Here is a 26,241-nt window from a genome sequence, read left to right as displayed (position 1 = left end):
TAGAGCGGCCCTAGCAGCACCTGACTCCATAGTAAACAGATTGCTGGGGGGGCGATGTTGTGGAAGCTGCTATCTGTGAACCCTAAATCAGTGACCTCTGGCTTAGACTGCACTAGAAAAGTCGAAAAACTCGTCTACATTTAGCATTTAGCAAAGATTTGAGCGGAGCTAGATTTAAGCATCATCCACGATTGGGGCATGCTAACAGAGACAGTCTCCTGTTTGACTGTGGATGGTTTGACGGGTACGGCCTGATGCCCCTGGCGGGGTCTGACATTTTTAAGCTGAAGTTGCTAGCCGCGTAATGCCCTTACCCGCTGAGTCAAAGACCACCGCTAAGTTAGACGCATCCCCGCCAAGATCTGGCGGGGATGCGTCTAACATGGGCGCGGCAGGGGCTAGTTCACTGCCGGACTCGGCTCAGCTCTGGCAAAACCTGTTTGAGGCTACCCTCGATGCCATGCTGGTTGTCGATGATGCTGGATATTACCTGGCGGCCAACCCAGCGGCCTGCGCACTGCTAGAACTGCCCCAGCAGGCCCTAATCGGTCGGCGATTGGCCGATTTTTTGCCCTTGCCAACGGAGTTTGAGGCCGTTTGGCAGGAGTTTTTGGCGGCGGGGCAGCGGCGGGGAGAGCATGAGCTAAGGCTCGACAACGGCACGGTTAAAACCGTGGAATTTGCGGCGACGGCCAACGTTCACCCCAATCATCACCTGTGGAGTTTGCGGGATATTAGCGCCCGGGTAAAGCTTGAGGCTGAACGCCAGCAGGCCGAAACCGAGCGCAACACCCTGTCTCGCCAGCTAGAGCAGTGGGTGATTAGCAGCTCTGAAAAACTGGAGATTACCCAGGCCAAGCTGCGATCGCAGCAGCAGCGCATCGACAGTATTCTCAACTCGCTGGAGTGCGTGGTGTGGTCAGTTAACCCCACAACCCTAGAAACTATCTACGTCAACGCCGCCGCCACCGACCTCTACGGCCATCCCCCCGAGGCTTTTTTAGCCGATGCCAGCCTCTGGTTTAACTGCATTCACCCTGACGACTACCCCCTGCTAATGGCGGATATTGAGGCGCTGCACCACCAGGGCAAAATCGACCGAGAGTACCGGATCTTTCGCGCCGATGGCAGCCTGCGCTGGGTACGCGGGCAGGCCCGCCTGGTGCGCGATGGCGCGGGCAACCCCCTGCGCTTTGACGGCACCACCCTAGACATCAGCGATCGCAAACGGGCCGAGTTTGCTCTCCAAGACCACCAGGCCACCCAGCAGGCCATTCTCGAAGCCATCCCCGATTTGATGATGCGCATTGACGAAACCGGGGATATTCTCAACCTGATTTCGGGGGGTGAGATTCAGCTCTACGGCCCCATTGCCCCCGATCGCCGACAGTCGGTTTACGCCAGCTTTCCCAAGCAGCTGGCCGACCAGCGTATGCGCTACGTGCGGCTGGCCCTGGCCACAAACACCCAGCAGCGCTACGAGCACACCCTTGAGATCGACGGCCAGCTGCGCCATGAAGAGTCGCGGGTGGTGCCCATTAGCCAAACCGAAGTGCTGGTGATTGTGCGCGATATTACCGAGCGCAAGCAGGCTGAAGTTACCCAGGCTGAACTCAACCAAAAGCTCAAGGTGCTCAATGCCGAACTCAACCGCCTGGCCACCGTCGATGGCCTCACCGAAATTGCCAACCGCCGCAGTTTTGACCAGGCCCTCGATCTAGAGTGGCAGCGAGCCCGCCGACAGCAAAAGTTTCTCTCGCTGGTTCTCTGCGACATCGACTACTTCAAGCCCTACAACGACAACTATGGCCACCTGGCCGGCGACGATTGCCTGCGCCAGGTGGCCCAGGTGCTGAGCAACGTTGTCAATCGGCCAGGCGACCTGGTGGCTCGCTACGGCGGCGAAGAATTTGTGCTGCTGCTGCCCGACACCGCCCGCGACGGGGCCATCGAGGTGGTCGAAAAGATTCAGGCGGCGATCGCCCAGTGCCCGCTGCCCCACGATTACTCAGAGGTAAGCTCAAACTTAACCCTGAGCTTTGGCCTGGTGTGCCACTGCCCGTCGGTCAAAGAGCATTCTCCCCGAGAGCTGATTCACCAGGCCGATCTGGCCCTTTATGCCGCCAAAGCCCAGGGCCGCAACCGATACGTGGTGGGCGAAAGCTTTCCCTAGCCGTCGGCCAAGCCGTAGGGATGGGGTATGGGTGAGCATCATCCACCCACCCAGCACAACGGGTTGATGTTCATCGCTATCTGGCCCACACTGGAGTTTGGCGTAGAACAACTCGTGCATGACTAACCCTGAGTTAAATGTGGCTACAGCCCCGGCGGCGCTGAGCGTCGGCGGTTTGGTTGACTACATCAAGGCCGTTTTAGAAGACGACCCCACCCTGCGCCAGGTCTGGGTGGTGGGCGAAGTGTCTAGCGCCAACCCCCACGCCAAGGGGCTGTTTTTTACCCTCACCGACCCGGATACCGGGGCCGCCATTAACGCCGTGGCCTGGCGCAGCCAGCAGGCGCGGCTCACCACCCTGCCCACCGTTGGCGAGCAGGTGATCGCCCTGGGCACGGTGAAGGTCTACCCCCAGCGCAGCAGCTACCAGCTGACGGTGTGGCAGGTGCTGCCCAGCGGCGACGGGCTCAAGGCTCTGCGCTACCGCCAGCTGCGCCAGCGCCTCGCCGCCGAGGGCCTGTTTGACCCCGAGTTTAAGCGCCCGCTGCCCGCTCTACCCCAGACTATAGCCGTGGTGTCGTCGCCCCAGGCGGCGGCCTGGGGCGACATTCAGCGATCGCTGCGCCACCACCACCCCGGCCTGCACGTGCTCTTTTCGCCCGCCACGGTACAGGGCGACACCGCCCCCGCCTCAATTGTGGCCGCCATGGAGCGCGTTGCCGCCGATGGCCGCGCCGAGGTGCTGATTTTGGCTCGCGGCGGCGGGGCCAGCGAAGACCTGGAGTGCTTCGACGACGAGCGCGTGGTGCGGGCGATCGCCAACTGTCCCATCCCGGTGGTGACGGGCATTGGCCACCAGCGCGACGAATCGCTGGCGGATCTAGCGGCGGATCTATGTGCCCATACGCCCACTGCCGCCGCGATCGCCGCCGTCCCCGCCCTAGCCGACCTGATCGACGCCCACCACCAGCGAGTTGGCCTGCTCAAAGCCCTGACCGCTGAGCACCTGCTCAATGCCCAAAGCGATGTACACCGCCTGGGCCAGCGATTGCTGCGCACCCGCCTCGACCAGCGGGTGGCCCAGCAGCAGCTTCACCTCAAACAGCTCAAGCGTCGCCTGGTGCAGGGGGTACAGGTGGAGCTGCGCCAGGCGGGCGATCGCACCGCCGCCCTGCGCAGCCACCTCATGACCCTTGACCCTGACGCCGTGGTTAGGCGAGGCTATGCCCTGGTGCGGGACGAAGCCGATCAGCTCGTCACCCAGACTGAGGCGGTTACCGTGGGCCAAACCCTCCAGGTACAACTCGCCCAGGGGCACCTCACCGTCCGGGTCGCAGCGGTGCATCCCCCGCCAGCATGACTATGGTCAATTCCTCCTGAAACACGACCTACAATGCCGCGCTTCAGGCCCAGGCTGCCGGGCAGACAACCAGGGCTGCCCCTACCGATTTACCCCTCACCCATCCACCTGCCCTATGCCCAAAAAAGCCGCTCCCGCCGATACCTGGAACTACGAGGCCACCGTCGCCACTGTAGAAGGCATCATCGCCGACCTCGAATCGGGCAGTTTGCCCCTGGCGGCGGTGCTGAGCCAGTTTGAGCAAGCTGTGCAAGCGCTCCAGCAGTGCGAAACCTACCTGCACGAAAAGCAGCAGCAGGTCGATTTGCTGATCGAGACCCTGGCCAAAGACTAAAGGATGCCCCCAGACGGCGCTGTCTCAAAGGCGCTGGGGAGGGTTCCTCAAAAGAACTTGCCCAAGCAATGGGCAGGCAGCTTTACCGTTCTAGCCTGGCTCTAGGCCATATGGCCATATTTAAACCTGCCGAGGGTGGTTAGAAGACCACCGGGAATATTGAGCTTGGGGCTTAAACCCTATAGTTTAGTTTTGAACCAACGATAGTTTCCTTGCACCTAGACGCGGCCATTGCCCCAACCCCAATCGTGGTTTCCCCTGAGACGACGGTGCTAGCGGCGATCGCGGCCATGCAGCCGGTCGCTCGCCCATCGCGCTCGGGCGATCGCCAGCCATCGTGGGAGTCTAGCGCCAACTGCGTGATAGTGGTGGATGGGGGGCGGGTGGTGGGCATTTTGACCGCCAGCGATGTGGTGCGGCTGACCGTGGCCCAACGGCCCCTGGAGGCGATCGCGATCGCTGAGGTGATGAGTCAGCCTGCGGTGACGATGGCAAAGACCCCAACGGCGACGGTAGCCGCGGCGATCGCTCTTCTGCGGCGGCACAGCATTCGGCATTTGCCCATGGTCAATCCCCAGGGAAACCTGATGGGGTTGGTCACCCAAGACAGCCTTTTTGCCCTGCTGGAGACCGGCTCAGCCCCTGGGGAAGCAACCCAGGCCGAGATCGCCTCTGCACCCTTTGCTTGGGAGATGGAGCTGCAAACATCCCAGCACTACTTGACTGATATTCTCAACAACACGAAGGCCTGTATCTGTAGCTTTCGCCTATACCCTGACTACAGCTACGAGTATGACTACTATTCCCAGGGCAGTGAGCTGATCTATGGCTATGCGCCCCGGGTGATCAAGACCCAGGTCGAGCTGTGGCGATCGCGGGTCTTGCCCGAAGACCTAGATGCCGTGATCATGCCCGCCGTGCAGGCCATTCTGGAGGGGCAAACTCACATTGACCTAGAATTTCGATTTCGCCATCGCGATGGATCGCTGCGGTGGATTGGGGAAAGCTGCACCGCCCGCTGGGATCAGGCCCAGCGCTGCTGGATTACCACCAGTGTCGCTGTGGATATCAGCGATCGCAAAGGGGCCGAACTGGCCCTGCGACAGAGTGAGGCTAAGAGTCGGGCGATTCTAGCGGTAATGCCCGACCTGATGTTTCGTCTCGGGGCCGACGGCTGCTATCGGGAGGTGATCAACCCTCGCCCAGACCTAGAACTGTTCTTCAAGGGCCGTGACCCGGTTGGGCGGCGACTGTCAGATTTTGCCCCGCCAGACCTCGCCACTCGCAAACTGAGCATCATGCAGCAAGCCCTAGCCACTAGAAAACTGCAAAACTACGAGCAGCAGATCGAAACCCCCGCTGGCTGGCGCTATGAAGAGGTGCGGGTGGTGAAAAGCGGCGACGATGAAGTGCTGTTTATGATTCGCGACATCACCGAGAGCAAGCGGGCCCAGGTCCAGATCATTCACAATTCTCTGCACGACCCGCTGACGGGGCTGCCCAACCGCACCCTGCTGAGCGATCGCATTAACGCCGCCATTCACCGGGCCCAGCGCCATCTGCACTATCAGTATGCAGTGCTGTTTCTCGACCTCGATCGGTTCAAGGGCATTAACGATAGCCTGGGCCACAGCGTCGGCGACCAGCTGCTGATGGCGATCGCCCAAAAGCTGCGCAACCACATTCGCGCCGCCGATGTCGCCGCCCGGCTGGGGGGCGACGAATTTGTGCTGTTGTTAGAAGATATCGACGGCCCAGATAAGGCGGTGGCGGTGGTCGAGCGCATCTTGGCCGATTGCCAAACGCCCCTGAGGCTTGAGGGCCATGAGGTGTTGATCGGGGTTAGCGTTGGCATCGCCATCGGCAATGCCCGGTATCACGAAGCGGCCGATCTCATCCGCGATGCCGATATTGCTATGTATCGAGCCAAGCACCGGCAGCGGGGCACCTATCAGTTTTTTGACCCGGCTATGCATACCCAGGTGCTCGCCCAGCACACGCTGGAGTTAGAGCTATACCGGGCGATCGAACAGAGCGAACTGGCCGTGTACTACCAGCCCGTGATCGATTTAGACCAGGCTCGCCCGATGGGCTTTGAGGCTCTGGTGCGCTGGCCCCACCCCACCCAGGGGCTGCTCACCCCCGATGTATTTTTACCCTGCGCTGAGGCCACGGGGTTAATTGTGCCGCTAGACCACTGGGTGCTGCGCCAAACCTGTCAGCAACTCGGTATTTGGCAGCGGCAGTTCCCCCACCATACGCCCCTAGGCGTGAGCGTGAATCTCTCGGCCCAAAATTTTGCCACCGCCTCTCTGCTAGAGGATATTGACGCCGTTTTAGCGGAGACGGGTGTGGCTGGGAACTGCCTCAACCTAGAAATCACTGAAAATATGATGATTCAGGATATGGAAAAGGCCACCTATCTGCTCACCCAGCTGGCCGAACGCGGCATTCGCATTAGCATTGATGACTTTGGCGTGGGCCATTCTTCGCTGCAATATCTGCACCGCTTTCCCCTCAGCCATCTCAAAATTGATCGCAGCTTTGTACAACACCTCACCAGCGACAATCGCGACTACGCCATGGTGCAGATGATTTTGGGCCTCAGTCAGCAGCTGGGGCTATCGGCGATCGCCGAGGGCATCGAAACCCCGCAGCAACTGCATCTGATCAAAGAAATGGGCTGCCAGTTTGCCCAGGGCTACCTGTTCTCAAAGCCCCTGCCCGCCGATGCGATCGAGGCCTATTTAGATCAACCCTAACCCCAGGCCAAACCGGCGATCTCACCCTCGATCCCACTGAAGCCTCGCAGATGAGCAGATGAATGGTGGGCTAGAAGGTTGGTGGGTTAGAAGGTTGGCATCTCCTCACCCTTCAAGCCTCCTAACTTTCTAACCTTTTAACATCCGATTAAATTTCAAGCCGTTCTCAGAAATAAAGCTCATCCTAAAGAAGACCAATCTCTCTTCTAGCCCCATGAATCCAGAGCACCAGCGCCTAAAAGCGACCCACGCATCGCAAACACCATGGCAAAAATGGGGGCCTTACCTGAGCGATCGCCAGTGGGGCACCGTGCGCGAAGACTACAGCGCGACCGGCGCAGCGTGGGACTATTTTTCCCATCAACAATCCCACGCCCGCGCCTACCGCTGGGGGGAAGATGGCCTGGGCGGCATCTGCGACGACCAGCAGCAGCTCTGCTTTGCGCTGGCGTTGTGGAATGGAAACGATCCCGTGCTCAAAGAGCGTCTGTTTGGGTTGACGGGCAGCCAGGGCAACCACGGCGAAGATGTGAAGGAACAGTACTTCTACCTCGACAGCACCCCCACCCACAGCTATCTGAAGTTTCTCTACAAGTACCCCCAGGCCGAGTACCCCTACGCCGATTTGGTGGCCGAGAACCAGCGGCGGGGGCGCGACCAGCCCGAGTACGAACTGCTCGATACCGGCGTGTTTGACGACAACCGCTACTTTGATGTGTTTGTGGAATACGCCAAGGCCGACCCCGAGGACATGTTGATCCACATTGAGGTCGTCAACCGGGGGCCAGAGGCCGCGACGCTGCACCTGCTGCCGACCCTGTGGTTTCGCAACACCTGGGATTGGGGCGAAGGCTGCGAAAAGCCCAGGTTGTGTAGGGGCAAGCGTCCATTTGCCCCTAACGAGGGAGCCGTCGTGGAAACATCCCACCCCACCCTGGGGAACTACTGGCTCCACTGCGGGGGTAGCTCGACTGACGATGAAAACCTACCCCTCTACTTCACCGAAAACGAGACTAACTACACAGCGGTGTTTGGGGGCAAAAATTCTTCCCCCTACGTCAAAGACGGCATTCATAACGCAGTGATTCATGGGCAAACCGATGCGGTGAACCCTGACTTGGTGGGCACCAAAGTCTCGCCCCACTATCACCTTTCCCTGGAGCCAGGGGAGCGGCAGACCATGCGCCTGCGGCTGACCAATCAGCCCACCGGGGAACAGCCCCTTGGCCCCGACTTTGACCAAATCTTGAAGACTCGACGCCAGGAGGCCGATGATTTCTACGCCGCCCTCACCCCCTTTGAGCTGAGTGACGATCAGCGGCAGATTCAGCGGCAGGCGATCGCAGGCCTGCTCTGGAGCAAGCAGGTCTACCGCTACTCGGTGGAGCAGTGGCTCAGGGGCGATGCCACCATGCCAGAGCCGCCGGAGGGGCGCGATCGCAACCGCCACTGGCGACACCTCGACACCGCCGACATCATCTCCATGCCCGACAAGTGGGAATACCCCTGGTTTGCCGCCTGGGATCTGGCCTTTCACTGCATTCCCCTGGCTATGGTTGACCCCGAGTTTGCCAAGCACCAGCTCGATATGATGACGCGGGAGTGGTACATGCACCCCAACGGCCAGCTGCCCGCCTACGAGTGGGCCTTTGGCGATGTCAACCCGCCCGTCCACGCCTGGGCCACCTGGCGGGTGTACAAAATTGCCCAAAAGATGACCGGACCAAGCGTAGACCATCGCCCTTTTCTAGAGCGGGTGTTTCAAAAGCTGCTGCTCAACTTTACCTGGTGGGTCAACCGCAAAGACGCTGAGGGCAAAAACGTGTTTGAGGGCGGGTTTTTGGGCCTCGACAACATCGGTGTGTTTGACCGCAGCGCCCCGCTGCCCACGGGTGGCACCCTAGAGCAGTCTGACGGCACCAGCTGGATGGCGATGTACTGCCTCAATATGCTGGAAATGGCGCTGGAACTGGCCCTTGAGAACCCGGTCTACGAAGACATGGCCACCAAATTCTTCGAGCACTTTATCTACATTGCCGACGCCATGAACCACATCGGCGACGACCAAACCCGCCTGTGGAACGAGGAAGACGGCTTTTTCTACGATGTGCTGCACCTGCCCCACGGCGAACGGGTGCAGATGACGCTGCGATCGCTGGTCGGCTTGATTCCCCTCTGCGCGGTGATGACGCTGGAGCCCGATACCCTGGCAAAACTGCCCAACTTTACCGAACGGCTAGAGTGGTTCATTCAAAATCGCCCCAACCTCAAGCGCAATGTGGCCTGCATGGAGACCAAGGGCACCGAGGCGCGCCGCATGCTGGCCCTGTGCTACGCCACCCTGGGGCATGTGGAACCGCGCGATCGCCTGCGCCGCCTGCTCGAAAAACTGCTGGACGAGTCAGAATTCCTCAGCCCCTACGGCATTCGCGCCCTGTCGAAGTACCATGCCGAGCACCCCTACAGTTTCCACGTCGATGGCCAGGAGTACCGGGTGGACTACGAACCGGCAGAGTCGAGCAGCGGGCTATTTGGCGGCAACTCCAACTGGCGAGGGCCGATCTGGTTTCCGGTCAACTATTTGCTCATTGAGTCGCTGCAAAAGTTTCACCACTACCTGGGCGACGACTACAAAGTCGAATGCCCCACCGGCTCTGGACGCTGGATGAACCTATGGGAGGTCGCCAGCGAGCTATCGCAGCGGCTGATCGCCATTTTTGAGTCAGATTCGCAGCAAAACCGCCCGGTCAACGGCGACATTGCCCCTTTGCAGCACGACCCCCATTGGTGCGATTACGTGCTGTTTTACGAATATTTCCACGGCGACAATGGGGCGGGGCTAGGGGCGAGTCATCAAACCGGCTGGACTGGCCTGGTGGCCAAGCTGATTCAGCAGCAGGCCGAATATAGCCGCGATCGCTCTGACTCCCAGAGCTAATTGAGGCTACATTTAACCCTTCTGCTCAATTTTGAGCGGTGCTATCCATGAGGCTAAACTTGAGTATGGCTACGATCCTAGCGGTAAAAATATAATGACTATTCAAACAACATCCCGATATGTCACCCGCAACCCAGATATTTTGCAGGGAGAACCTATCATCGCGGGTACCCGTACAACTATTCGTGCAATTGTTAGCCTGTGGCGGTTAGGCACTGCTCCAGAAGAAATTCCTACCCATTTACCGCATCTGACCTTAGCTCAGATATTTGACGCTCTCAGCTTTTATCTTGACAACCAGGCCGAGATCAATGACTACATCGAACGTAACCACATTCCTGACGAAAAAGTTCATCCCTCGGTGAAAGCGGTTATCGGCTAGCTATGAGGATTTTTGCTGCCCTGTACATTGATGAAGATATGTCGGCGCTTGTTGCTACCCTTCTGCAATCCAGGGGTTTGGATATCGAAACGACTCAAGCAGCTGGTTGTATGGGGCGGTCTGATGTTGAACAATTAGCCTATGCAATTTCTGTGGGACGCTGTTTGCTTACGCACAACCGAGTTGATTTTGAACAGATTCACCTGCAAATGATTGAGCGTGGCGAACGTCACTTTGGAATTATTATTGTTCCTCAGAAAAATGCTTATGAAATTGCTCGACGGGTAGGACTTCTCCTAGATTCTCAAACAGCAGATGAGATTGCTAGACAATTGTTGTACGTGTAGACATCGTAGGTTGGGTTGAGACACGAAACCCAACTGATAGATGACTTTAGAGACTGCCACATTCAATGGAGAATTAAGCTGTAGAACGTTCCGACTGAGCGGCTGAAAGTAACCTTTGCAACACTACCCAAAAACCCTGATAGTCCGCTCCAATCGGGTTGTTATGTGGCTCTCACTGCTCTACTCTTTCAGAAACCTTAACTGCTGCTTTTGAAACTCATCCCAGAATACAGAAGCATTCTCATCTGTAGCAATCCTAAGCATCATTTGCATACAAAGCATCGTTCCGGATTGAATCTCGTCATCAGCGACTTCTTGATCATCAAAATCCGGATTTGTTGGAATCTCTACTTCTTTAATCCACCAGCGATCTATTTTCGTTAGTAATTCATAGATAGACCCCAAAAGATTGATGTTTATTTCAGCATCGGCAGTCGAAATAAATTTGGGCAAGTTATGCGCTAACTCATTGCGATGTTTGCGCATCTCGTCAACTAGCTCAATATCAGTATCATCTATAGCAGACATCTCTTTCAACCACAGCAGCGATGCTCGGAGAAGACTCTTATCTAGTGATAAAACCTTACACTTATAGTCTTCGCTGATGACTCCTCTATGTTCGTTGAATTCATAAGTAAAAAAATTACGAATACGATCAATAATTGAAGTCCGAAGCAGTTCATACGCAGTCAAGAAAATTGAAGCGGCAATTAAATTACCTCTCAAAGATTCAGGATTTAAAAACTTAGCCAAACTACGGTATGCCTGGTCTTTTGGTGTGTTCATATTCAATAACCTTACTCGTTTGCTCACCACCCTTTTGGCAACTTCAATCTTACCTGGCTTCTAAGCAGAGGACTTGAACCAACTGTCCCATCCGAAGCCACAGCAGCATAACGACTTATTATGCTGACAGTTTCCGTATAACTGCCCTTCCAGAGTGGATTATATGGATAGTAGCTAAGCCATAACTGCTGTTTTAATCATGTTTTAGCCGTCGTTGGGGTTGAGCGTAGTGCTCTAGGGCCAGCAGCAGCCCATTGATTACCAGGGCTAAGGTGGCCACAGCGATCGCACCAGCCACAATCTTGTCGTAGCGATTGGTCTGAATGCCGTCGAACAGCAGCTTGCCCAAGCCCCCTGCATTAAACTTGGCTCCGATGGTGGCGATCGCAATGGCCACGATCGCCGCAATTCTCACCCCCGCCAAAAACACCGGCAGCACCAAGGGCACCTGCACCCGCCACCAGCGCTGGCTCACGCTCATGCCCATGCCCCGCGCCGCCTCTAGCACGGCAGGGCTAATACCCGCCAGGCCCACCGTCAGGTTTCGCACCAAGATCACCTGGGTGTAGAGCACCATCGCCACAATCACCGAGGTGGCGTTGAGGCCAAACAGCGGCACCAAAAAGATAATCAGCGCCAGGCTAGGGATGGTGTAGAGCACCCCCAGCCCGCCGAGCACGGGCACCGCCAGCCAGCGTAGGCGCGAGACCAGTAGAGCGAGGGGAACGGAGAGGGCGATCGCAATCCCCAAAGAAATTCCCGTCATCCGCAGGTGTTGCAGCAGCAGGGTCAGCACATCGCCGGGGTTGCTCAGCAGGTAGCTCATCGTCCGTTCACCGCCGACTCGCGAATGTGGTCGAGGGTAAGCAGCCCCACCGGGTTGCCCTCCTCTAGCACCGTTAGGGCCGGTGCCCCGGTCTTGAGAATTAGCGATAGCGCATCCCGCAGGCTGTCTAAATGGGAGAGCGTGGGGTTATGGCCGTTGCTGTAGTTGGGGGGCAGCGCCATCATGGCACCCCCCACCCGCAGCAGCCCCAGCTGGCGCACCATGTCGTCGGCCCCCAGCAGAGTGTGCACAAACTCATCGGCGGGCTTGGTCAGCAGGTTAAAGGGGGTGTCAAACTGCACCACTTCCCCCAGCCGCATAATCAGAATGCGATCGGCCAGGCGCAGGGCCTCTTCTACATCGTGGGAAACAAACAGAATCGTCTTTTTGAGCTGGCCCTGGAGGCGTAGAATTTCGTCTTGCAGGGCCGTGCGCGTGATCGCGTCGATCGCCCCAAAAGGTTCATCCATCAGCATGATGGCGGGGTTGCCCGCCAGCGCCCGAGCAATGCCCACTCGCTGCTGCTGCCCGCCCGAGAGCTGGGCGGGGTAGCGATCGCGAAATTCCCCCGGTGACAGCTTCACCAGCTCCAGCAGTTCATCGGTGCGGGCCTGAATTTGGGGTTTGGGCCAGCCCAGCAGCCTGGGCACCACCGCCACATTGTCGGCCACTGTCATGTGGGGAAACAGCCCCGACTGCTGAATCACGTAGCCAATCTGCTGGCGCAGCTTCGTCGCCGACCGATTGCGAATATTCACCCCATCCAAAAAGATGTTGCCCCCCGTGGGTTCGTAGAGGCGGTTGACCATCTTTAGCAGCGTGGTTTTGCCGCAGCCCGATGGCCCCAAAATCACCACAATTTCGCCCGAGTTGACCTGGCAGGTCACCCGGTTTACCGCCGGGCGAGCACCCCCAGCAAACCGCAGCGAAACATCGTCAAACTGGAGGTTACTCATGGCTTTTCGTTAGGGGGCTACTCGGCAAGAGGCTATTCTGCAACCAGGCCCGCATCGACCAAAAATTCTCGCGCTACGTCTGCCGGTTCGCGCTGGTTGCCGCTGACCTCATAGTTGAGCTGGCGCATGACCTCGTCGTTGAGCAGGGGTGAAACCTGGTTGAGCGCCTCGGCGATCGCAGGGTTGGCATCCAGCGCCGCCTGGCTGACAATGGGGGCCACCTGGTAGGGCGGAAACAGCCCCTCGTCGTCTTCGAGCACCACTAGGTTGAAGGCGCTGATTTCGCCGTCGGTGCCAAAGGCCACCGCCACATCGGCCTCGCCATCCACCAGACCCCGGTAGCGCAGGCCCGCATCCACAGCCTTGTATTCTCCGACAGAAAAATTGCCGTAGGCCGCTTGCAGACCGGGCAACCCGTCTTCACGCACCTCAAACTCTGGCGGGCCAATCAGGGTCAGATCACTAGCCTGGGCGGCAAAGTCAGAGATGGTGCGAATGCCCAGGGCATCGGCCCGCTCCTCGGTCATGGCCAGAGCCTGGGTGTTGTTCATGGGCGAGGGGTCGAGCCACACCAGGTTGAACTGCTCCTGGTACTGCTGCTTGACGGTGTCGAAAACGGCCTGCTGGTCGCTGCTGACCGGCAGCTTGAGCACCGTCAGCAGCGCGGTGCCGGTGTACTCGGGGTAGAGGTCAATTTCGCCGCTCTCGATCGCCGCCTGGGCCACTGGAGTACCCCCCAAATTGAGCTTGCGCTCAACGGTCAGACCGTTCTCTTCAAGCACCAGGGCGTACATTTCGCCGATGATCAGCTGCTCGGTAAAGTCTTTCGAGCCAACGCTGACCACGTCATCGCCACCGCCACCGCCGCAGGCTGCGGCCACCAGCGCCGTCGCTACCCCCAGGCAGGCCTGGCCAAACCACCGTCGAGTTAACGTCATAGGGTTAAAAGGGCTGAAAACTAGAGATTTTTGGCATCGCGCCACCGTTCTCTGAGAATATCACAGGACTTTTAGGCACGACTTTTTGCGGGGTAACTCTCCCCCAGCAGGCAGAGATAAATGGCTTTACAGCCTCCCCCTGCTCAGGACAGCGCCTGGAGCCAGGGTTACAAACGCCGATGACAATGGTGCCTGAGTTGGGCCACCCTGGGGTAGCGTTCTAGCCATCTGCCCCCATGTCTAGCCACAACACGCCCGCGAGCAAACCTGCGGCCCAAACTCTGGATCAGCGATTCACCCGTCGCCCCAGGCGGAGTCTACTGCTGGGTTGGGCCATGCTGGCTGGGTTGGGATGGCTGGGGTATTTGCCCTTTGTCTGGGGGGCTGTACCTGGGGTGCATGGGCTGGCTTGGGTTTACAGCAAACTGTTTGCGATCGCGCTGCTGACCCTGCTGGCGGTAATTGTCTTGGGGATCGTAGGCAGCTTGGCCCTCTGTCTACTGCTGCTCCTGAGCTTTAACCTAAACTGGCGACAGAGTGCCCGACAGGGCGTAGCAAAAGTGGTCTGGCTGCTGATCACAGGCATCTTTTTGCTGGTGACTTTGCTGCCCGCTCTAATTGTCGGCTATGCCCCTCAGGCTAACCAGCCAATTGCGTCCTGGGGCATTACCTATCGCACGGTATATGTGGCCTTTCCCCTAGATGACAACTACGGCGAGCTGATGCTGCTTCGCTGCCGATCGCTGGGGCTCTGCCGTCAGGTCTATCGCAGCTCCACCGATATTATTTCGGCAGGGGAAGCGACTTTGGCGTTTGATGCTGACACCAATCAGATGGGGCTGAAGTTGGAAGGCCAGTGGGTCTATGTGCGATCGCCCGACGCAGAGCTTTGCAGCCAGCCGCCGCAACTGACCAACGGCAACGACTCCTGTAGCTTTGTGCCCAACGAGTAAGGCGTAAAACAAAAGAACGAAGAACGAAAAGTGGAAAAAACTGCCCGATAGGCTTGAATTTCGACATTTTAGGCTGTCCTAACCGGGATTTCTCCGACTACAGGTGAATTTGTAGCAACTCTGTAGGGGCAAATTTAGGAAATTCACCGCTATATGTAGAGCCGTGAAGCAAGAAGTTTTGAGATTTCCCGTCACTCTACAATTGAACCCATGACCATTACTGGATTAAACCTATGCCTGTAGAAACCGTTGGCAGCCCACCCCCCGAGGCCGATCAGGTGCGCTCTGTGCTACAGGAGCAGCTGCCAGAAATTATTGCCAGCTTTAACCAGGTGCTGCGAGAGCAGTACGGGGTGGAGGGCGTGAGTGTGGGCGGCTTTACCGTGGTGCCCGAGAGTGCGGTGGCGTCTAAGGTCACCTGCGATCAAGACAGCTGTACGATCAGCTAGGTCTTGCCTATCCGCCCCTATGCCCCCCGCGCCAAAATCCGGCAACCTGTTTGAGCTGCCCGACCCGCTGCCGGGGGCGGAAGTGTTTACCGCGCTGTTTGAAACGCCCCACCTGCGAGTCGAGCGCATTCTCTCGACCGGGCAAGCTACCCCTCCCGGCGAATGGTACGACCAGCCCCAGGATGAGTGGGTTGTGCTCTTACAAGGCAGCGCCACCCTCACCTATGAGGATGGCGCTGCCTTGGCGTTGGGGCCAGGGGACTATGTACTAATACCGGCCCACAGGCGTCATCGGGTCGATTTCACCAGCTGCGAACCGCCCTGCGTTTGGCTGGCGATTCACAGCTTTGGTTGAGCGGCCCGATTTTGAAGCCGCCCTAGTTGTTGGCGATCGCATCGACTGTGAAGTCAGAGCGCAGGGTGAGGTCGAGGTCGCTGGGGCGAATCACCACCACCGCATTGGTTGAAGTGGGCTGGTTTTCGCCGTTAATAATCGCGCCGACCACGGAACCCAGGCCGCTGTTGCCGGTAATCGAGGCCAAGATCGACTCAGCCGCGCCGGTGATCAACGCCCCTTGCAGGGTGCCGCTGTTGACGCTGTCGGTGGCTGCGATCGCACTCGACTCAGCGTTGATGTTGTAGGTGCGCCCGTTAACGGTGAGGGTGTCGGCCACAAACTTAGCCGCCGTCACCGAAGACCCACGAATCTCGACCGGCACAATCCGCCCCTGCACCGTGCTGCCCACGGGAATCAGCACCTGGCCCTGGCCGTTGAGAATGGCCTGGGTAGTTTGCAGGTTAGTGGCGACGGCCTGGCCGGGGGCCACCACAATATCCACATCGGCATTGGGGTAGCGCACGTCAAGCTGAGTGCCGTTGGGCACCAGGCGCGGCGAGCTGGTGCTAGTGCCGTTGCCAGTGCCAGTGCCGGTACCGGGGGTGTAGCCCACGATGTAGTTGCTGGCACTGAGTCCGGATTGCAGGGCAGGCATGCGGCCCTGGGCCACCAGAGCCTGGTAGATAAAGGCAGCCACATCGGCGCGGGTAGCGGTGCGCTGAGGCCCTAACACATCGACATTGGGGTAGTTGACCACCAGCTCGTTTTGGGTGGCGGCGGCGACAGGGCCCCGGCCATAGTCAGGAATTTGGCTCGCATCGCGGTAGGTACCGAGAACTTCATTCACTGAGCCACTCGTGCTGTAGTCGAGGCCGTTGGCTAGAGCTACCAGCACCTGTACCCGAGGAATCTGGGTTTCGGGCTGAAAAGCTCCGTTGGGGTAGCCGGAGAGAAAGCCCTGGCCGTAGGCATCGTCGATCGCGGCGCTGGCCCAGTAGTTGCTCGGCACATCGCTAAAGCGGGGAGCGGTGCGGTCTAGGGGCTGCTGAAAGGCATTACGCACAATGGCGGCAAACTGGGCGCGGGTTACCGGCTGGTCGGGCCGAAACGTGCCATCGGGGAACCCAGCGATAATCTCTTCTTCAGCTAGATTTTCAATAAAGGGGCGGGCCCAATAATTGGTGCCAACATCGTCGAATTCGGCGGTTTGGGCGGTGGCGGGCAGCGCTAGCCCGGCGATCGCCACAGAACCCAGCGCCACTAAGGCAGTGGTTTTGGCAGACAGGTTCGATACGGTGCTCATACTCGGTGAAATCCTAAGAATCGGGTGTTAACGAAAAAAATTAGTGGAGGGGGCCATTAGCCACAGCAAGACCGTCTCAGAACAAGCCAAAGCAAGTCAGAGATGACGGTACAAAGACCAGTCGTATTACCAGAGCATGCTTGACAAAACCGACAAAATTGGGGCAAATTCAGCGGCTAAACCCTGGGAGCGGGGTTTGGTGTCTAGCCAATCTAGGTGGTAAATGCACGGGAACCTATGGAAAAAATGCTGTGCTTTTGGTTACGTGACCATCAGCACTTAGTTATTGTTCCCTTTTTTCGGCACTCTTGGCTGAAAAGCAGAGCAAATCAGCCCTAAGAGAGACTGCGATCGCCCTTAGCTACATATTTAGTCATCCCTACGATGGAGGGATAAAGCGGCACTTTCTAGACCGATCACTGTTTAGGGCAAGCCCTCGGGGCAACACGGCGCACTGCACGCTCTGACACGCTCTGATCAGACACCGCCTTGAGGTCGCCACGCCAAAACTCTTCAGGGTAAATGAGGCTCGGTCTCAGGAAAATTTCAGGTTTACCTGGCATCGTCAACTCAGCATCTTGAATCAACTCGCTACAGCAGAGTTCCCTCAGGTGTTCCCCAGGCTGCTTTTGGCTGTGACAAAACGTCGGGACTCGGCAGGTCTTGGGACAGGTATCCACCAAAATTAATCCGAGGATAGATAACGTCAATGAAATGGAAACTTTTAGTTCTAGCGGCCAGCTTGACCCTAACCACCACCCTAACGGCCTGTGGTGGCTCTACCGGAACCACTGAGACCGCCCCGACCGGCGACGCCATGGAACAAGAAGGCAGCGCTATGGAAGGCGATGCCATGAAGGAAGAAGGCAGCGCTATGGAGGGTGATGCCATGGAGGAAGAAGGCAGCGCCATGGAAGGTGATGCCATGAAAGAAGAGGGTGGTGCCATGGAACAAGAGGGTTCCAACTAGCTCACCGTCCGGATTGGGTATATTGACCGACCCGGTTGAACCACCCAATCCTGTAGGGGCAAACGGTTGTTTGCCCCACTGATCATCTGAATCCAAATCAGCTTTTTTGACAAATGGCTTGGCTATTACTGCCAGTCACCGACCCCAAAAACAAGTTTTAAGGCAACAACCGACTTAGCACGGGGACGAAATGCCCATGGATAGACCGCTATGGCAAAGGCGTCAGCTGCTTTACGCTGGGCTGGCCGGGGCCTCAGCCGCGATCGCCTACAGGCTGGGTTCTCCGCGATCGCCCGTCACCACCAGCGCTGAGGCTGGCACTGAGTCGGCTGTGGACAGCGATCGCCCAGCCGCCGCATCCCTAGAACCCAGCGGCGACCCCATGCCGGAGCTGCGCGGCATTAGCCAGTGGCTCAACTCAGAGCCGCTGACGATCGCCAGTCTCAAGGGCAGCGTAGTCTTGCTTCAGTTTTGGACCTTTGGCTGCATCAACTGTCAGCGCACCCTGCCCTCACTGGTGGGCTGGCATCGGCGCTATGCTGATCGGGGGTTGAAAATTATTGGTGTCCACACCCCTGAGTTTGCCTACGAGCGCGATGTCAACAACATTCGGCGGGCGCTATCGCAGCACGACATCACCTACCCGGTGCCGCTGGACAACGACTTTCAAACCTGGCGGGCCTACAGCAATCGGTACTGGCCCCACCTGTTTTTGGCCGATCGCGACGGGTTCCTACGCTATGACCACATTGGCGAAGGGGCCTACGACACCACCGAGCAAACCATTCGTGCGCTGCTGGGGTAGAGGTCATGGCCACGACTAGTGCATCTTTGGGGTTGGCGTGGCTGGGCGGGGTGCTGACCGTGCTGTCGCCCTGCATTCTGCCGGTATTGCCGATTGTGGTGGGGCGATCGCTGCAATCGCACCGCTATGGCCCGGTGGCGCTGGTAGCAGGTCTGGTGGGGGGCTTTGCCGCTGCGGGGAGTCTGCTGGGCATGACCGCTGGCTGGTTTACGGGCCTAGCCAACGGGCTGCGCTATGGCGCGATCGCCCTTCTCCTCGGCCTGGGCCTGGCCGCTCTGTTTCCCCAGGTGAGCTACCGCCTGGCAAGCTACCTACCTCTGGGCCAAAGGCTTAAGGAACCCGTCCGATTGGGACTCCAAGGCGAGTTTTGGTTGGGCACCCAGCTCGGCCTGCTCTGGACGCCCTGCGCCGGGCCGGTCTTAGGCAGTATTTTGGTGCTGGCGGCGGTAGACCGTCAGGTAGCGGGTGCCTTTGGGCTGCTGGTGGCCTACGGCTTGGGGGCGGCCCTGCCCCTGCTGGCGATCGCCTACGGCGGCAGACGGGTGAGCCAGCGGCTGCTGAGGCTGCGCCGCTACAGCACTAAACTACAGCGGATCGGCGGCGGGCTGATTGTGAGTACTGCGATCGCCATTCTGTTGGGGTGGGATATCCGCGTTCAGCTCTGGCTAGCACCGCTGTTTCCCCGCCTGCCCCTGTAAGTGCTCCTTGACGTGCCCCTTGAAGTGAGATTCATTCTGAGTACACCTATGACCGCATCTGTGGCAAAACGCAAACCCAAGCTCCCTAGCCAGGCCCTGCTGGCCAAAACCTTTCACTGGATGAATATCATCGCCCTGCTGTTGATGATGGCCAGCGGCTTGCAGATCTACAACGCCAACCCCGTGTTTGGGGGGCGGGCCGGATGGGATTTTCCCGATGCGGTGCTGCTGGGCGGCTGGCTGGGCGGGGGGCGCGCCTGGCACTTCGCCATCATGTGGATATACTCGCTCAACCTGCTGGCCTATGGGGTTTATATTGCCATTACCCGCCGCTGGCAGCACCGCTTTGCCAGCAGTGGCGACCTCAAAGCCCTGCGGGCCAGCCAAAACGAAAAGCGCAAAAACTTCGCCAAGCACCGGCTGATCTACACCGCCATCGTGCCGGTGCTGCTGCTGGCGATCGCTAGCGGCCTGGCCATGTACAAACCCGCCCAGCTCCACTGGCTGGCCGCCCTCTTTGGCGATTGGCAGACCCTGCGCACCGTCCACTTTATGACCGTCCCCCTGGTGCTGGCGTTTTCTCTGGTGCACTCTCTGCTGGCCCTCAAGGTGGGACAGCTGCGCCTGGTCAAGTCGATGTTCTTTTAGCCGTTACCCCAACCTAATCCTATGGGTCTCATTCTTCCTCGCCCCGTTACCCGCCGCCAGCTGCTGATTGGGGCCGGGCTCTCGGGAGCCGGTTTACTGCTCAACGGCTGCGGCACCAGCCTGGGGGTTCGCCAAGTCAGGCAGGCGACTGAACCGCTTAACCAGGCGATCGAGACGCTGCTGCTGTCGCAAAGCCCGGTGCCTGAGTTTCCGATTAGCGCGATCGAACCCGACAAACTGCTGATCAACTCCTTCGACACCACGCCCCAGCTCGACCCCGAGCAGTTTCGCCTGGTGGTCGGGGGCGAAGTCAATCAACCTATGCAGCTCTCCCTGGCCGATATTCAGGCATTGCCGCTGACGGAGATGGTGATTCGCCATGTTTGCGTGGAGGGCTGGGCGGCGATCGTGCAGTGGGGCGGGGTGCAGCTCCAGACCCTGGCCAAGTTGGTGCAGCCCAAGCCAGGGGCGCGCTACGTCTACTTCACCTCCGCCGACGGCTACTACGAAAGTTGGGATCTGGCCTCGTCCCTGCATCCCCAAACCCTGATGGTCTACCAAAAGAATGGCCAGCCCCTCTCGGTGGAGAACGGTGCCCCCCTGCGGCTGGCCTCCCCCATTAAGCTGGGCTACAAGCAGAGCAAGTGGGTCACGCAAATCAGCTTTGAGAATGACCTGAGGCCCGAGCAAGGCTACTGGGTCGATCGAGGTTATGAGTGGTTTGCCGGGCTTTAGAGTACCCCAACTAAAAAACCATCCTTTCACTGCAATGGAGCATCTTGCCATGGGTGAGCGGTGGGTTACGGCGGAGCGCCAGGTTCACGGCTGGCGGCAGAAGAGCTTGGCCACCTAACCCACCCTACAAATGCTCCGGTTGCTTGGGGTGAAGGCACTGTGGCAGAGAGTATGGAGGAGAGGACGCGCTAGCTCCTAGGATTGATACTCCCGCTGCGTCCTCTAGCAAGGCACACTGAGGATGTTGATCTGCCATTGGTGTATGAAAGCTGTTGCCCTGACCCACTACTTGCCCATCAGCGACCCAGAATCCCTCTTCGACGCTCGCCTGCCCAAGCCCAGCCCTGCGGGGCGGGATATTCTGGTGCGGGTAGAAGCGGTCTCGGTCAACCCGGTTGACACCAAGGTGCGCGCTCCCAAGGACAAAGTCGAAGACATTCCCAAGGTGCTGGGCTACGATGCCGCTGGGGTGGTCGAGAGTGTCGGCGATGCAGTGACGCGCTTCAAGCCCGGCGATGCGGTCTACTACGCAGGCGACATCACCCGCCCTGGCTCCAACGCCGAGTTTCAGCTAGTGGATGAGCGTATTGTGGGCCACAGGCCCCAAACCCTCTCATTTGCGGAGGCCGCCGCCCTGCCCCTGACCACCATCACTGCATGGGAAGCTCTGTTTACCCGCCTGGGCATTGATCGAGACGGGGGCCACCGAGGCCAGTCGATTTTGCTCATTGGCGGAGCCGGGGGTGTGGGGTCGATCGCCATTCAGCTAGCCAAGCTGGCCGGGTTGGTGGTGATCGCTACCGCGTCGCGGCCCCAATCCCAAGCTTGGGTACGAGAACTGGGAGCTGACCACACTGTAGACTACAGCAACGCCCTGATCGAAGAAATGACCCAGCTGGGCCACCGCGAAGTCGATTTTATTGCCAACTTCAACAACACCGATGATTACTGGGGCGTGATGGCCGAGTTGATTCGGCCCCAGGGCAAAATTGTCGGCATTGTCGAAAACACTGACCCGCTCGACCTAAATCTGCTCAAGAGCAAAAGCGTCACCTTTGCCTGGGAGTTTATGTTCACCCGCTCGATGTACCAAACCGCCGATATGGCCGACCAGGGCCACCTGCTCGACGAGGTGGCGGCGTTGATCGATGCCAAGACCATCCGTACTTCCCTGGGGCAAACGCTGTCGCCGATCAATGCCGCCAACCTGCGCCAGGCCCATGCGCAGATTGAGTCGGGGAGGACGATTGGGAAGCTGGTGTTGGCGGGTTGGGGGTAGAAGAGTAGGTGGGTGGGTGAGTAGGTGGGTGGGCTGGCACGGCCCACTGAATCCATCCTGCTATTTCACCGAGACGCGGCCATCGGGTTCGATGGTGATGCTGCGATCGCTCGGTTCACTGAGCGAGTTGTAGATTTCTACCCGCAGGGTATTGGGGCTAGGGCGACCGAGGCGAGCCCGCACGGGCAGCCGCTCTTGCGACCAAAAGAAGAAGGATGGCTTGGGCTGCCCGGCCCAGTTGAGCTGGGTTTCGAAGCTGTTGCCGGTGTAGAGCAGACGGGGGCCGAGCAGGGGCGGCTGCTCTAGGCTGAGGGGGCGGCTGCCCACGTTGACGACTTGCACGGTGATGCGATCGCCCGGCGTAAACTGAATCTGCCCTGAGCGACAGTTGACGGTACAGGGGTCGGCTACCGCCGCGGGCACGCTCCACAGCCAGGCCGCCAGGCCAAGCAAACATCCCCCAATTAAAAAACCAGACGGCAAACGCTTCTTCACAGCAACGATCCTCACAGGAACACGGATCTTTTGTTGTAATTGCTACCGGGGTGCCTTGGAACCCTGTCTACACATCTCGTAGGAATTGGGCTGCCTTCAACGACCACTGGCCTTACGTGCCCCACCAGCATCTTGAGGTGCAGCTAGAGTGGGTACAACGAGTGGCTGAATGAGAACCTAATTATCGACTTAGATAACGAGGCCCGTCCGGTGGGTATTACTCTGGATCACTACAGTCAGACCGTAACTACCCCTGCCATAGAAATGAGCCTGCCAGGGGAATTGCTACCGACATCGGCAGTTAACTAGACCGTCGCTATGGGCAACGATTGAAATTTACTGGGCGATCGCACCCCAAACCCCCACCCACAACCCGCTATCCTAGATAACGTGCTGCACCCGGTGAAGATTCGATGGATACCAAGGCCTTTAAGCGCTCCCTCAACCACTCCGACAAGTACTTCCGCCAGGGGTTTGGCCACGGGGAAGAGGTCGCCGGGCAAATGCAGACCGAGTACAACAGCGGGCTGATTCAGGAAATCCGCGATCATAGCTATACCCTCACACGCGGCAGCGTCACCATCAAGCTGGCCGAGTCCTTTGGCTTTTGCTGGGGGGTCGAGCGAGCCGTGGCCATGGCCTACGAAACCCGCCAGCACTTCCCCACCGAGCGCATCTGGATTACCAACGAAATCATCCACAATCCCAGCGTCAACCAGCGCCTCAAAGACATGGCGGTGGAGTTCATTGAAGTGGTAGACGGCGAAAAAGATTTCTCGATTGTGGGTCAGGGCGACGTGGTAATTCTGCCCGCCTTTGGGGCCAGCGTGCAGGAAATGCAGCTGCTCAACGACAAGGGCTGCACCATTGTCGATACCACCTGTCCCTGGGTCTCCAAGGTGTGGAACACGGTCGAAAAGCATAAGAAACGCGACCACACCTCTATCATTCACGGCAAGTACAACCACGAAGAAACCGTGGCCACCAGCTCCTTTGCGGGCAAGTACCTGGTGGTGCTGAATCTAGACCAGGCCAACTATGTGGCCGACTACATTCTCAACGGCGGTGACCGGGCCGAGTTTATGGCGAAATTTGCCAACGCCTGCTCCGCCGGGTTCGACCCCGACACCGACCTCGATCGCATCGGTGTCGCCAACCAAACCACCATGCTCAAGGGCGAAACCGAGCAGATCGGCAAACTCTTCGAGCACACCATCCTCAAAAAGTACGGCCCCCAGGCCCTCAACGACCACTTCCTCAGTTTCAATACCATCTGCGACGCCACCCAAGAACGCCAAGACGCCATGTTTGAGCTAGTCGATGAAAAACTCGATCTGATGGTGGTAATCGGCGGCTACAACTCATCAAACACTACCCACCTGCAAGAGATTGCGATCGATCGCAGCATCCCCTCGTACCACATTGACAGCGCCAGCCGCATTGGCCCCGGCAACCGCATCGAGCACAAGCTGCTCCACGGCGATATGACAGTGACTGAGAACTGGCTGCCCGATGGCCCTATTACCGTGGGCGTCACCTCCGGCGCGTCGACCCCCGATCGCTCGGTAGAAGACACCATCGAGCACATCTTTGCCATCAAGGCTGGTATGGCGGTGGTTTAACTGGTACTGCCCTCTGCGGCGGGTGCGGGTCGCTGCTGCCGGGCGATGGCCCTTCTGGGCTGGTCTTTGACCATCGCGGCCAGACTACAATAAAAATGCGCCGCTATAGGTGAGGCCAGAGCCATGACCACCACCGCTACCACCCTCAGAGACCAAATTTTAGAAGCGATCGACCATCTGCCCGTAGAGACACTGGCTGAAATTTTGGCCTACGTGCAAGGACTGAGAACCGACTCAAATGTGGCCTCTCAAGACGAGGTGTGGCAAGCCTATCTAGAATCTGAGAAAGAACGCGAACAGGTGTATCGTCGCCTTGCTGACTCCTAGGTTTTTAGATGTAGAAGCAGTTTTGAGACTCCACGCCAGACAGATCGAACGGTTTGGGGGTACCGCTGGTGTGCGAGATGCCGGACTGCTAGATTCAGCTCTGGCTCAGCCCCAGGCTACCTTTGGCGGCGAGCTACTACATCCGACCCTGGCGGAGCAGGCGGCAGCTTATCTATATCATTTGTCGAAAAATCATCCTTTTGTAGACGGCAACAAGCGCACCGCGTTTGCGGTAATGGATACCTTTCTGCGAGTCAATAGAAAGCGTCTGCTGCTGACAAATGACGAGGCCTACGATCTGGTGATGCAGACCGCCCAGGGGCAGATCGACAAACCGGCGTTGGCCAGCATCATTGCCGCTGCCATCCAAAGCTTGCCCTAGGATAGAGTCTCCCCTGTCTGAACCTGTGAATCAGGCTAATCTGGGATAGAACATCTGTTCCGCATCCATGGCTGCATCCCCATCTAAATCTGTTAAAGCCGACCTGGCGCTCACCGCCGAGCAAGAGGCGGCCCTGGATGCGCTGGACGCCTTTGTGCAGGGCACCGAAAAGCTGTATCTGCTGACCGGCTATGCGGGCACGGGCAAAACCACGCTGCTGCAAGTGTTTGTCAATGGGCTGCGCGATCGCGGTGACGATCGCCCCATTGTGCTCAGCGCCTTTAGCAACAAAGCCACCAAGGTGCTGGCGGCGATGGCGGCCCAGTGGCGGCTCGATATTGACGCTATGACCTGCTGCAAGCTGCTGGGCCTGCGCCCAGTCATCGACGAAGAGAACGGCAAGCAGGTATTTGCGATCGATCGCCAGCAGGCCAGCCAGATCGATCGCTACCGCCTGGTGATCATTGATGAATGCTCGATGATCAACCAGGAGCTGTGGGAGCTGCTGGTGAATGCCGTGTCGAATCTGTACCGGGGCACCCAGATTTTGTTTGTGGGCGACCCGGCTCAGCTACCGCCGGTTAACGAGCCCGAGTCGGCCTGCTTTCGGCAAATTATTCACAAGTCACAGCTCACCGAGGTGGTGCGCTACGGCGGGGCGATCGGCGTGATTGCCGAAGACATTCGCCGCAACCTGGAGCGCGATGCCCTGCCCCAGTTCGCCAACGACACCAATGCCGACAACACCGAGGGCTGCTTTGTGCTGCCCCGCAAACCCTGGCACGACCTGCTAATTCGCGCCTTTACCAGCCCCGCCTACCAAAAAAATCCTGACCAGGTGCGCGCATTGGCCTACACCAACCGGAGGGTGGCCCAGCTTAACCAGACTATTCGTGCCGCCATCTACGGCCCCAACGCCAAGCGGTTTGTGCCCGGTGAACGGCTGATTGCCATCAACCCCTGTTTAGAAGAAGAGGCGATCGTGTTGCCCACCTCCGCTGAGTGCGAGGTGCTCAACATGGCTCGAGGTCGCGAGGGCGAGTGGCCCCTGTGGCTGCTTGAAGTCGAGACCGAAACCGGCGACTACAAAACCCTGCGGGTGCTGCACGAGTCGGGCCAGGCCGAGTTTAAAACCAGGCTCGACTTTTTGGCTAAAGAAAAGCGCTGGATGGAATTTTGGGATTTGCAGCAGCGCTTCCACACCGTGGACTATGCCTACAGCCTCACCATTCACAAAAGTCAGGGGTCAACCTTTCAAGATGTGTTTGTGGATGTGCCGTCGATGGTGGCGAACCGCAATGCGATCGAGCGCAACCAGCTCTGCTATGTCGCCTTTACCCGCGCCGCCAAACGGCTGTTTTTGTATCAATAATCCCAACGTAGAGGTTCCTCAACGGTGCGTTACAGCCCGGAGTAGGGAATTCGTTGTCACCTGA

At 58.4% G+C, this 26,241-nt stretch carries 26 protein-coding genes; 20 read left to right on the top strand and 6 right to left on the bottom strand.

Going from position 1 to position 26,241, the window contains the following annotated elements; translation table 11 throughout:
* Positions 1-304: 304 nt before the first annotated feature.
* The 7 genes from VB780_RS22120 (at position 305) to VB780_RS22090 (ending at position 10,296) form a co-directional block, all read left to right on the top strand.
* Entirely contained in the window at positions 305-2,173 is a 1,869-nt protein-coding gene (locus VB780_RS22120) for a diguanylate cyclase domain-containing protein (RefSeq protein WP_323353354.1), read from the top strand.
* Positions 2,174-2,291: 118 nt separating this feature from the next.
* Positions 2,292-3,533: an exodeoxyribonuclease VII large subunit gene (gene xseA / locus VB780_RS22115; RefSeq protein WP_323353353.1), complete on the top strand. Its 1,242-nt coding sequence runs from the start codon at positions 2,292-2,294 to the stop codon at positions 3,531-3,533.
* A 115-nt stretch (positions 3,534-3,648) separates the two neighbouring features.
* Complete coding sequence (xseB, locus tag VB780_RS22110) at positions 3,649-3,867, top strand: exodeoxyribonuclease VII small subunit (RefSeq protein WP_323353352.1); 219 nt, start codon at positions 3,649-3,651, stop codon at positions 3,865-3,867.
* Between the two features lie 212 nt (positions 3,868-4,079).
* Positions 4,080-6,629 (top strand): EAL domain-containing protein, encoded by a 2,550-nt coding sequence (locus tag VB780_RS22105; protein ID WP_323353351.1) that lies wholly within the window; start codon positions 4,080-4,082, stop codon positions 6,627-6,629.
* A gap of 214 nt (positions 6,630-6,843) precedes the next feature.
* Positions 6,844-9,567: an MGH1-like glycoside hydrolase domain-containing protein gene (locus VB780_RS22100; RefSeq protein ID WP_323353350.1), complete on the top strand. Its 2,724-nt coding sequence runs from the start codon at positions 6,844-6,846 to the stop codon at positions 9,565-9,567.
* A gap of 94 nt (positions 9,568-9,661) precedes the next feature.
* Entirely contained in the window at positions 9,662-9,949 is a 288-nt protein-coding gene (locus VB780_RS22095; protein ID WP_323353349.1) for a DUF433 domain-containing protein, read from the top strand.
* A gap of 2 nt (positions 9,950-9,951) precedes the next feature.
* A complete protein-coding gene (locus tag VB780_RS22090) occupies positions 9,952-10,296 on the top strand; it encodes a DUF5615 family PIN-like protein (protein WP_323353348.1) in 345 nt (114 codons plus the stop codon).
* 180 nt (positions 10,297-10,476) lie between these two features.
* Here the strand turns inward: VB780_RS22090 and VB780_RS22085 are convergent, their stop codons facing one another.
* From VB780_RS22085 to VB780_RS22070, 4 genes are all read right to left on the bottom strand, one after another.
* The gene (locus tag VB780_RS22085; RefSeq protein ID WP_323353347.1) at positions 10,477-11,082 is read right to left on the bottom strand and encodes a hypothetical protein; all 606 of its coding nucleotides are present in this window, start codon (positions 11,080-11,082) and stop codon (positions 10,477-10,479) included.
* A 193-nt stretch (positions 11,083-11,275) separates the two neighbouring features.
* On the bottom strand, positions 11,276-11,908 hold the full coding sequence (locus VB780_RS22080) for an ABC transporter permease (RefSeq protein WP_323353346.1): 633 nt from the start codon (positions 11,906-11,908) through the stop codon (positions 11,276-11,278).
* Entirely contained in the window at positions 11,905-12,864 is a 960-nt protein-coding gene (locus VB780_RS22075; RefSeq protein WP_323353345.1) for an ABC transporter ATP-binding protein, read from the bottom strand. Before VB780_RS22075 ends, VB780_RS22080 begins: the two co-directional genes overlap by 4 nt.
* 32 nt (positions 12,865-12,896) lie before the next feature.
* Positions 12,897-13,802, bottom strand: a complete 906-nt coding sequence (locus tag VB780_RS22070; RefSeq protein WP_323353344.1) for a glycine betaine ABC transporter substrate-binding protein — start codon at positions 13,800-13,802, stop codon at positions 12,897-12,899.
* Positions 13,803-14,038: 236 nt separating this feature from the next.
* Here VB780_RS22070 and VB780_RS22065 point away from each other — a divergent pair, with 236 nt between their 5' ends.
* The 3 genes from VB780_RS22065 to VB780_RS22055 all read left to right on the top strand — a co-directional run bounded on the left by VB780_RS22065 (position 14,039) and on the right by VB780_RS22055 (position 15,559).
* Positions 14,039-14,755 (top strand): hypothetical protein, encoded by a 717-nt coding sequence (locus VB780_RS22065; RefSeq protein WP_323353343.1) that lies wholly within the window; start codon positions 14,039-14,041, stop codon positions 14,753-14,755.
* 233 nt (positions 14,756-14,988) lie between these two features.
* Positions 14,989-15,204 carry a hypothetical protein gene (locus VB780_RS22060; protein ID WP_323353342.1) on the top strand — a complete coding sequence of 72 codons (216 nt, stop codon included), beginning with the start codon at positions 14,989-14,991 and terminating at the stop codon, positions 15,202-15,204.
* Between the two features lie 19 nt (positions 15,205-15,223).
* Positions 15,224-15,559 carry a cupin domain-containing protein gene (locus VB780_RS22055; protein ID WP_323353341.1) on the top strand — a complete coding sequence of 112 codons (336 nt, stop codon included), beginning with the start codon at positions 15,224-15,226 and terminating at the stop codon, positions 15,557-15,559.
* Between the two features lie 22 nt (positions 15,560-15,581).
* On the opposite strand, the gene VB780_RS22050 is transcribed toward VB780_RS22055, so the two are convergent.
* The gene (locus VB780_RS22050) at positions 15,582-16,844 is read right to left on the bottom strand and encodes an S-layer homology domain-containing protein (protein WP_323353340.1); all 1,263 of its coding nucleotides are present in this window, start codon (positions 16,842-16,844) and stop codon (positions 15,582-15,584) included.
* Positions 16,845-17,553: 709 nt separating this feature from the next.
* Between VB780_RS22050 and VB780_RS22045 the strand changes: the two genes are divergently transcribed.
* The 6 genes from VB780_RS22045 (at position 17,554) to VB780_RS22020 (ending at position 21,979) form a co-directional block, all read left to right on the top strand.
* On the top strand, positions 17,554-17,814 hold the full coding sequence (locus tag VB780_RS22045; protein WP_323353339.1) for a hypothetical protein: 261 nt from the start codon (positions 17,554-17,556) through the stop codon (positions 17,812-17,814).
* A 196-nt stretch (positions 17,815-18,010) separates the two neighbouring features.
* On the top strand, positions 18,011-18,619 hold the full coding sequence (locus VB780_RS22040; protein ID WP_323353338.1) for a thioredoxin family protein: 609 nt from the start codon (positions 18,011-18,013) through the stop codon (positions 18,617-18,619).
* 5 nt (positions 18,620-18,624) lie between these two features.
* Positions 18,625-19,317, top strand: coding sequence for a cytochrome c biogenesis CcdA family protein (locus VB780_RS22035; protein WP_323353337.1), 693 nt, complete (start codon positions 18,625-18,627; stop codon positions 19,315-19,317).
* A gap of 48 nt (positions 19,318-19,365) precedes the next feature.
* Complete coding sequence (locus VB780_RS22030; protein WP_323353336.1) at positions 19,366-19,965, top strand: cytochrome b/b6 domain-containing protein; 600 nt, start codon at positions 19,366-19,368, stop codon at positions 19,963-19,965.
* A 21-nt stretch (positions 19,966-19,986) separates the two neighbouring features.
* Positions 19,987-20,700 carry a molybdopterin-dependent oxidoreductase gene (locus VB780_RS22025; RefSeq protein WP_323353335.1) on the top strand — a complete coding sequence of 238 codons (714 nt, stop codon included), beginning with the start codon at positions 19,987-19,989 and terminating at the stop codon, positions 20,698-20,700.
* Between the two features lie 262 nt (positions 20,701-20,962).
* Positions 20,963-21,979: a zinc-binding alcohol dehydrogenase family protein gene (locus VB780_RS22020; RefSeq protein ID WP_323353334.1), complete on the top strand. Its 1,017-nt coding sequence runs from the start codon at positions 20,963-20,965 to the stop codon at positions 21,977-21,979.
* Between the two features lie 60 nt (positions 21,980-22,039).
* On the opposite strand, the gene VB780_RS22015 is transcribed toward VB780_RS22020, so the two are convergent.
* Entirely contained in the window at positions 22,040-22,474 is a 435-nt protein-coding gene (locus VB780_RS22015; RefSeq protein ID WP_323353333.1) for a hypothetical protein, read from the bottom strand.
* A 413-nt stretch (positions 22,475-22,887) separates the two neighbouring features.
* On the opposite strand from VB780_RS22015, the gene VB780_RS22010 reads away from it, so the two are divergent.
* The 4 genes from VB780_RS22010 (at position 22,888) to VB780_RS21995 (ending at position 26,177) form a co-directional block, all read left to right on the top strand.
* Positions 22,888-24,096 carry a 4-hydroxy-3-methylbut-2-enyl diphosphate reductase gene (locus tag VB780_RS22010; RefSeq protein ID WP_323353332.1) on the top strand — a complete coding sequence of 403 codons (1,209 nt, stop codon included), beginning with the start codon at positions 22,888-22,890 and terminating at the stop codon, positions 24,094-24,096.
* A gap of 123 nt (positions 24,097-24,219) precedes the next feature.
* Complete coding sequence (locus tag VB780_RS22005) at positions 24,220-24,423, top strand: hypothetical protein (RefSeq protein WP_323353331.1); 204 nt, start codon at positions 24,220-24,222, stop codon at positions 24,421-24,423.
* Positions 24,410-24,805, top strand: coding sequence for a type II toxin-antitoxin system death-on-curing family toxin (locus VB780_RS22000; protein ID WP_323353330.1), 396 nt, complete (start codon positions 24,410-24,412; stop codon positions 24,803-24,805). The genes VB780_RS22005 and VB780_RS22000 overlap by 14 nt, the downstream gene beginning before the upstream one ends.
* Positions 24,806-24,872: 67 nt before the next feature.
* Complete coding sequence (locus VB780_RS21995) at positions 24,873-26,177, top strand: ATP-dependent DNA helicase (RefSeq protein ID WP_323353329.1); 1,305 nt, start codon at positions 24,873-24,875, stop codon at positions 26,175-26,177.
* Positions 26,178-26,241 lie beyond the last annotated feature (64 nt).

It is taken from the genome of Leptolyngbya sp. CCNP1308 (assembly GCF_034932455.1).
In the GTDB taxonomy this organism is placed as follows: Bacteria; Cyanobacteriota; Cyanobacteriia; order Phormidesmidales; family Phormidesmidaceae; genus Nodosilinea.
Note: the sequence above shows the minus strand (reverse complement) of the source record. Positions and strands in the feature narration are given on the sequence as shown.

Excerpts from the sequence above, each read along its gene's own strand:
- VB780_RS22120 (WP_323353354.1), top strand. The coding sequence starts at position 305 with ATGCCCTTACCCGCTGAGTCAAAGACCACCGCTAAGTTAGACGCATCC.
- VB780_RS22035 (WP_323353337.1), top strand. The coding sequence starts at position 18,625 with ATGGCCACGACTAGTGCATCTTTGGGGTTGGCGTGGCTGGGCGGGGTG.
- VB780_RS22060 (WP_323353342.1), top strand. The coding sequence starts at position 14,989 with ATGCCTGTAGAAACCGTTGGCAGCCCACCCCCCGAGGCCGATCAGGTG.
- VB780_RS22080 (WP_323353346.1), bottom strand. The coding sequence starts at position 11,908 with ATGAGCTACCTGCTGAGCAACCCCGGCGATGTGCTGACCCTGCTGCTG.
- VB780_RS22095 (WP_323353349.1), top strand. The coding sequence starts at position 9,662 with ATGACTATTCAAACAACATCCCGATATGTCACCCGCAACCCAGATATT.
- VB780_RS22090 (WP_323353348.1), top strand. The coding sequence starts at position 9,952 with ATGAGGATTTTTGCTGCCCTGTACATTGATGAAGATATGTCGGCGCTT.
- xseB (WP_323353352.1), top strand. The coding sequence starts at position 3,649 with ATGCCCAAAAAAGCCGCTCCCGCCGATACCTGGAACTACGAGGCCACC.
- VB780_RS22040 (WP_323353338.1), top strand. The coding sequence starts at position 18,011 with ATGGATAGACCGCTATGGCAAAGGCGTCAGCTGCTTTACGCTGGGCTG.
- VB780_RS21995 (WP_323353329.1), top strand. The coding sequence starts at position 24,873 with ATGGCTGCATCCCCATCTAAATCTGTTAAAGCCGACCTGGCGCTCACC.
- xseA (WP_323353353.1), top strand. The coding sequence starts at position 2,292 with ATGACTAACCCTGAGTTAAATGTGGCTACAGCCCCGGCGGCGCTGAGC.
- VB780_RS22005 (WP_323353331.1), top strand. The coding sequence starts at position 24,220 with ATGACCACCACCGCTACCACCCTCAGAGACCAAATTTTAGAAGCGATC.
- VB780_RS22075 (WP_323353345.1), bottom strand. The coding sequence starts at position 12,864 with ATGAGTAACCTCCAGTTTGACGATGTTTCGCTGCGGTTTGCTGGGGGT.
- VB780_RS22025 (WP_323353335.1), top strand. The coding sequence starts at position 19,987 with ATGGGTCTCATTCTTCCTCGCCCCGTTACCCGCCGCCAGCTGCTGATT.
- VB780_RS22045 (WP_323353339.1), top strand. The coding sequence starts at position 17,554 with ATGAAATGGAAACTTTTAGTTCTAGCGGCCAGCTTGACCCTAACCACC.
- VB780_RS22100 (WP_323353350.1), top strand. The coding sequence starts at position 6,844 with ATGAATCCAGAGCACCAGCGCCTAAAAGCGACCCACGCATCGCAAACA.
- VB780_RS22020 (WP_323353334.1), top strand. The coding sequence starts at position 20,963 with ATGAAAGCTGTTGCCCTGACCCACTACTTGCCCATCAGCGACCCAGAA.
- VB780_RS22070 (WP_323353344.1), bottom strand. The coding sequence starts at position 13,802 with ATGACGTTAACTCGACGGTGGTTTGGCCAGGCCTGCCTGGGGGTAGCG.
- VB780_RS22030 (WP_323353336.1), top strand. The coding sequence starts at position 19,366 with ATGACCGCATCTGTGGCAAAACGCAAACCCAAGCTCCCTAGCCAGGCC.
- VB780_RS22085 (WP_323353347.1), bottom strand. The coding sequence starts at position 11,082 with ATGAACACACCAAAAGACCAGGCATACCGTAGTTTGGCTAAGTTTTTA.
- VB780_RS22050 (WP_323353340.1), bottom strand. The coding sequence starts at position 16,844 with ATGAGCACCGTATCGAACCTGTCTGCCAAAACCACTGCCTTAGTGGCG.
- VB780_RS22055 (WP_323353341.1), top strand. The coding sequence starts at position 15,224 with ATGCCCCCCGCGCCAAAATCCGGCAACCTGTTTGAGCTGCCCGACCCG.
- VB780_RS22010 (WP_323353332.1), top strand. The coding sequence starts at position 22,888 with ATGGATACCAAGGCCTTTAAGCGCTCCCTCAACCACTCCGACAAGTAC.
- VB780_RS22065 (WP_323353343.1), top strand. The coding sequence starts at position 14,039 with ATGTCTAGCCACAACACGCCCGCGAGCAAACCTGCGGCCCAAACTCTG.